At 48.2% G+C, this 5468-nt stretch carries 7 protein-coding genes; all 7 read left to right on the top strand.

What is annotated here, in order from left to right; translation table 11 throughout:
• A partial coding sequence (locus tag K245_RS0120340; RefSeq protein ID WP_232223858.1) for a hypothetical protein occupies positions 1-1769 on the top strand: 1769 nt, incomplete at its 5' end.
• On the top strand, positions 1766-2680 hold the full coding sequence (locus K245_RS0120335) for a hypothetical protein (protein WP_027360653.1): 915 nt from the start codon (positions 1766-1768) through the stop codon (positions 2678-2680). The genes K245_RS0120340 and K245_RS0120335, both read left to right, overlap by 4 nt.
• Before the next feature lie 16 nt (positions 2681-2696).
• Positions 2697-3149 (top strand): hypothetical protein, encoded by a 453-nt coding sequence (locus K245_RS0120330; protein ID WP_027360652.1) that lies wholly within the window; start codon positions 2697-2699, stop codon positions 3147-3149.
• Positions 3150-3158: 9 nt separating this feature from the next.
• Positions 3159-3536 (top strand): hypothetical protein, encoded by a 378-nt coding sequence (locus K245_RS0120325; protein WP_027360651.1) that lies wholly within the window; start codon positions 3159-3161, stop codon positions 3534-3536.
• A gap of 9 nt (positions 3537-3545) precedes the next feature.
• Positions 3546-4709 carry a hypothetical protein gene (locus K245_RS0120320; protein WP_027360650.1) on the top strand — a complete coding sequence of 388 codons (1164 nt, stop codon included), beginning with the start codon at positions 3546-3548 and terminating at the stop codon, positions 4707-4709.
• Positions 4702-5259 carry a hypothetical protein gene (locus K245_RS25705; protein ID WP_051284492.1) on the top strand — a complete coding sequence of 186 codons (558 nt, stop codon included), beginning with the start codon at positions 4702-4704 and terminating at the stop codon, positions 5257-5259. The genes K245_RS0120320 and K245_RS25705 overlap by 8 nt, the downstream gene beginning before the upstream one ends.
• A 16-nt stretch (positions 5260-5275) precedes the next feature.
• Positions 5276-5468, top strand: a 193-nt coding sequence (locus tag K245_RS28630; protein ID WP_408605772.1) for a DNA adenine methylase, incomplete at its 3' end; no start/stop codon positions are given.

The raw sequence follows: 5468 nt of genomic DNA, 5'->3' as shown, positions 1-5468 counted from the left end.
CTCCGTCAAACGGCGACTGGATACCAAATCCCAACGAAGCCTGGAGTGTCCAAATGGATGACGCCTTTATGCTCGACATTCGCAAGGGTGATTCAGGAGTCGCAGGGACAACAATAATCAAGCTCGAAAAAGACATCTCCACCTATTTCAAGACTGTTTTCAAGTCCATCGACAATGCTTTCGGGATCAACGTCAGGAAGATTATCCAGGATTCCCGTATAGGCCTTGGAATAAATATTGCCAAATTTGAGGACTATCTGAAGAACGGAGACATATCAGGCGCTCTTAATGAGATGACCGGACAGTTTTTCGACACCTTTGGTAATGCCATCTCAACGGCAATATTCAAGCTGGATACTGGTAATCTGTTCAATGCGGATGCCCTTGAAACCCTGAAAAGAGAGAGTGAAACAGCCGGAGAGACCTTTATAAGAGTAGCGTCCCTGCTCAAAGCTGTGCCGGAAGGCATATCCCGAATAAGAACCCTTATGGAACAAGGCCTGACAGAGGCCGAGGCTTTTCAGAAACTCGAAGGTCAGTACACGTTTGTTTCCGGGGTGATTGGCAATGCTTTGTCTGAAGCCATGCAGCAGGGAGTAAAGGCCGCAGATTTCGAGGCTTTTAAACAAACCTTTGCGACCTCGCTTGAAAACCAGCTCAAGGCGGCTGTTGTTACGGCTTTTCAGTCGCAGATCCTGAATGATGTCATTTATGCTTCATTCGGATCAATGTCAGGATTTTCTGACATGCTTGCGGATGTTACATCAGGCAGGATTTCAATATCTGAGTTCAAAACCTATGTGCAGACGGGCATGGCTGCCGCGAATGCGGCTCTTGAGGCCGCAAGGCCAGTGATGGAAGATCTATGGAACATCATTGACCTTGTGCCGGATTCCACAGACACGGCTATTGAAGAAGCCAGGGCTTTTGCCGGAGACGTCGTTTCCGGGGCCATTTCAGGAGCCTTGCAGGCAGGTGTTGAAGCCGCTGACTGGGGGACTTTCAGGAGCAGTATAGAAAGCCAGCTTTCAGCGCAACTTCAGACAATAGTCCTGAATACATTCGCCAGCAATATGATTGAGTCTGTAATGTCCAGTGTGTTTTCTGACGGAGGAGGACTCAGCGATCTTGTAACGGATTTTATGGCAGGAAGCGTCAGCGCCGAACAGTTCAGCTCTACGCTCGGAACTCTGGCAACAAGGATGGCGGACGCGGCTGATTCTTTCGGCCCCATGTTTAATACCATCATTGATGCGTTCAACATCCAGCCAAAAGAAGACAAGTCAGCAGAAACCGCCGCTGATCTGGCCTCACAGCCTGACGCCATAAATGACGCTGTCGAGACTTTTAACAGGAATCAGGCCGACGCCTCCCTTATGCTGGCCTTCATAAATGGCCTTGTGGAGAAAATACCTGATCTGGTTGAAAATTACAGCCTTCTTGACGCGGCATTGATCAGGCACAAAGAGGGGCTGATCGAATACGGCTCAGGCCTTTCTGATCTTACAATTACCCTTTCTGGCTATGTGGCCGAGGTCAAGGATCTGGTAAACGGTCTTGCCGCGGCAGCCGGAGAAGCTTCGCAAAAGGCGTCGGACGCTGCCGAGGCAGCGTCTGCTGCTGCTCAGTCAGCTTCTGAATCAGCAAAAGCGTCTTCTGAAAATTCGGCAATTTTGCTGGGAGTCCTCAAAAACACAAGGGATACCGCAGCAGCTCTCGATCGCCTGAATCCTGACGGCGACGCGCTCCAGGTAAAGGTGGCATCATGAAAATCGTGATTCCTGAGCCATTATCAACCGCGTCGGTTCTTTCGAGCAATGTCGCTTATCCATCGGTTTCTGATCCGGCTGTCTGGAATTCCGCGACCGCTTACAAGATCGGTGACGTGTGCAGAATCGACTACATTATATATGAGGCTCTGAAAGCCAACACCAATATCAATCCATCGACTGACACAGGCGACAACTGGCAGGAAGCGGGCCTTGTCAGTAAATTTGCTTTAATCGATCGTTATATCGGCTCTAAATCCATTGCCACAGCGGAAGAAAACGGAGTCTGGAAGATCGAGTGCCAGGTCGATTTCGGGGACGCTGTAATTGATACCCTTGGACTGTTCGGCCTTGATGGCAAGACCCTGACTGTCAGGCAATATGACAGGACTACAAACGAGATGGTTCGTGAAATTGTCATGGATCTCCAGGACGAAAGCAGGGTCTCTGATTACAGCTCTTATTTCTTCGGGCCGTTCTATTTTAAAAATGATGTTGTCCTTCCCATGGCCCTTTACAGATCAAAGGTGACCATCATCCTTGAAAAGTCTGGCTCGCCTTCAAAAATAGGCGCTGTGGCGGCTGGCAAATCTTTCCATCTTGGCGTTACCCAGACTGATCCGGAATGCGGGATCAATGACTATTCAAAAAGAGAAAACACCCTGTCTGGCTATGCTTATCTGAAAAAGGGAAGGACAGCCAGGCGGCAGAGGATCAACGTGACCTGCCCGAGTTCAGACCAGGACATGGTGACAAAGCTCATGACCCAGGCCGCCGGAATGGCTGTGATCTATATTACTGCCGGTTTTTTCGAGAGCAATATCATTTACGGGTTCTGTCGGAGTTTCGGATTTTACTACTCGAATAACGATACTTCATATTTTTCACTCGATGTTGAGAGCCTGATTTAGTGGCCGGAGGTTTACGATGATAACTCAAAAGATTTCAAATTTTACGTCGCCGGTACCATCCAGGCAGGATTCCGAGAATTTTTCCGCAAGGACTGACGCGACACTGACCCATATTGCAGTGATTATCCCTGAGTTCAATATAATGATTGACCAGGCCAATACGTTCATGACCGCCACCGCCAGTGAAGCTGCGGAAAGCGCGAGGAGAGCGGCTGACAGTCAGGCCTCCGCGGCTGTTTCAGCTTCTGCCGCCGAAACGGCAAAACAGAGCGCGCAGATAGCGGCAGTCAGTGCCGGATATCAGGGGGACTACAGCTCTTTAACAACATATTCAAAAAGTCAGACCGTGACCTATAACGGCATGCTGTTCATTTCAAAGATTAACAACAATCTGAACAATACTCCGCAGGACGGCGCAAGCTGGGCAATGCTCGGTCTGGGCCGGATAATGATCATGAGGCATTTATAAGGGGATTATATGGGCATAACAGGCGAATCTTTATTCAGGGATTTTAAATCTTTCACAAGCGCAGACACGGTCGGGACGTATTACCAGATCACAAACGCGGGCGGAGGACAGGGTCGTTCCGTGACCACCTTCAACATAATCAATAATGATACGATTGATCACAATCTTGATGTTGTGCTGGAGACTTATGACGGAGCTTCGTGGGTCGTTGCGGAATCAAGGACTTTCAAAATACTGGCCGGGGACTCAATTCTCGCCACGGAATTCCTTGTGCCTCTATTGCCGAGGGTTGACACCAATCACGACCGCATCAGGACAAAGATAAACGAGGCAGTGGGATCTGGAAAGAATGTTCAGGTTTTTATTGCCGGGGCGCAGTTTGTTTAAGGGAGGATTATGAAAGCATTGTTGGCCGATATCCTCGGCAAAATTAAAGGCATAAAGGGATCTGGCTGGACTTCATTTGATACCCTGCGAAGCATCGGCGCTGAGGTTAGGGATATCAACCGGACAGCCGTATCTGATGCCGTTGTGTTTGATACCAGAACCTACACCAGGGACATGATTTTCAGCAGCCTAAAAATAGGCAAGGCCGGAATGGTTGACGCATCAGGATATGACGTGATCATACTTGGTGACCTGACAATCAGAAGCGGCAGATTCAAATGCCGGAACCTGTATGTTTATGGCAATATCGACATTGATCGTGAGGCCGGAGACTCATCCTATAGCAATGTCTTCCAATGTAGCAAGGTCTTCTGTTCCGGGAATTATAGCGCAAAGTATACATTGAAAACGCAATCCTCGCTTATGCTAATAGGTGGCAATTATACAGAGTTCGACAGCGGGATAAACACAACAACGGCGGAATGGAATGCTACACCATACTTTCTGTATGTTCTTGGATTCTTAACAAAACAGTTTTCTGTAGCGGATAGCGTCTGGGGTAGTAATGGGGCTACTAATTTCATATGCCGTGTAAATGGAGCAGTATCCCTTATCAATACTCTGATCAAAACAGCACAGACAACAAAGATTTCAGCTGGCGGAGCGCTTACTCTGAGTGGCGTCAAGGTTGATGATACCTATGCCACCGATGTCTTTGCCTGCAACTATGTCGGGACAAAAACCGGAAGTTTTGATTATTCTTGGTGGAATTCCGCACCGGCGGGCAATCACACAGAAACCGCCAGCATAGGTATTCTTCACGCTCCCGGAAAGCCAGCTCCCACAACGGCTGACGGCGCTACGGCATCGACTCTGGCATGGAATATCCCGACAGACATAAATAACGACACATTGCAGTTCAGGATCGAAGTTGAGGAAAAATACAATGATCTGTCTTTTGTGAAAATCATTGACCAGACAACTCTTTCAGATCCGTCAAGATTCTCTGGCACAAAGCCTTACGCTCAAGGAACCGGCAGCGTGACATATACGATTCCTGCCGCGACGCTTGTGTCGGGCAAAACCTACAGATGGAGAATAACTGCTCAGAAAAACCCTGATGCGACAGTTACTTCGCTTCCATCAGAATGGAGGGCTTTTGTTTATGCTTAAGGTTTATATCGATAACAATCTTGATCTGTCAAATCCTGACTGGCTGAGAAATCAGGTTCCTTCCACAGACAAGATTCTGGGCGGCGTGGCCGTCAATAAATACGGAATAGAGAATGGTCGCGGCTGGATTGAGGTTGCTGAATCTGACATCGACAGGCTGGATGGGCTGGCTTTCCGGATGTATGAAGAACCAGTTGCTTTGCCTGAAATCGTCTTCACGAATATTACGTGCGACAAACCGGACTCCATTATTACGGCTGATTTTAGTGATATAACTTGTCCGGTGGGCTCAATCTTAAGCGCATCAGCAGAGCTTGTGGCTCCTGATAAAAGCCTTATTCCTCTGGATGATATGTTTCGCATGCCTCTCAGATCAAGGAGCGGTAGCGAGCGGTTTGTGCTTGTAAGATTCGAGCAAGGCAGGGCCACATTTAATGCTGCCATGAATGAAAGCGGCCTGTGGTCTATCAACCAGGAAAGCATCAACTCAGGGCTGCCTGCTGAAAAGCACATGGCCATGAAAGAGGTTCAGATTTACGTTTGTATTTAGTTTAATTGTTCAGCTCATGGTTCCGGTCTGTCTTTGTAAAGGACAGGCCGGTTTGTTTTTACATCATATATATAAGGATTCTATGAACAGTCCAATGGCGTACGTGGGCGGCAAATCAAGACTTGCGGCCCAGATCATCTCGATGTTGCCGGAACATGAAACATACTGCGAAGTATGCACAGGAGCCGGTTGGGTGTTTTTCAAAAAAG

It is taken from the genome of Desulforegula conservatrix Mb1Pa (genome assembly GCF_000426225.1).
Lineage (GTDB): Bacteria > Desulfobacterota > Desulfobacteria > Desulfobacterales > Desulforegulaceae > Desulforegula > Desulforegula conservatrix.
Note: the sequence above shows the minus strand (reverse complement) of the source record. Positions and strands in the feature narration are given on the sequence as shown.